This window comes from Ruegeria sp. AI2 (assembly GCF_056541275.1).
The window spans coordinates 1-528 of sequence record NZ_JBQFYB010000096.1; the positions used below are offsets into that span (position 1 = coordinate 1).

Here is a 528-nt window from a genome sequence, read left to right on the forward strand (position 1 = left end):
CGGCCGGTTTGGCAAGACGACGACGTTTGGTGGTGGAGACGCGCGTATCCGCGACCGAGATCGGGACATCGATATGCACAGGGCCGGGGCGCGGTTGGTTGGCCAGCGAAACGGCCTTGTCCGCGACAATGTCGGCGCCTTCTCCCGTCATCAGAAACGTCCCCTTGGTGATCGAGCGATACACTTGGCTATGGTCCATGACCTGATGTGTATAGGTCAGTGCTTCGTCAGCATCGACACAACCGGTAAGAACAATCATCGGAACCCGATCCTGCAGCGCATTGGCCACCACGTTGATCCCGTTCATCGCGCCGGGCCCAAGAGTTGCAACAAGGATGGCAGGTGCGCCATCGCGATGATGAACGGCCTCGGCCATGAAACCTGCCGCGTTTTCGTGTTTGGTCAGGTGAAACGCGATCCCAGCCTGTTCCAGCCCAACCAACAGCGTCAGAACCTCGCCTCCCGGCATGCAAAATGCAGGGCGGCATCCGGCCCCATACAACGGCTCGGCCAACAGATCAGCGGCGC

The 528-nt window shown here is 60.4% G+C and carries 1 protein-coding gene; it reads right to left on the reverse strand.

Features of this window, described 5'->3' with window-relative positions; translation table 11 throughout:
• On the reverse strand, positions 1-528 hold a 528-nt coding region (locus ACR0LL_RS21355), incomplete at both ends, for a thiamine pyrophosphate-binding protein (protein WP_480589350.1).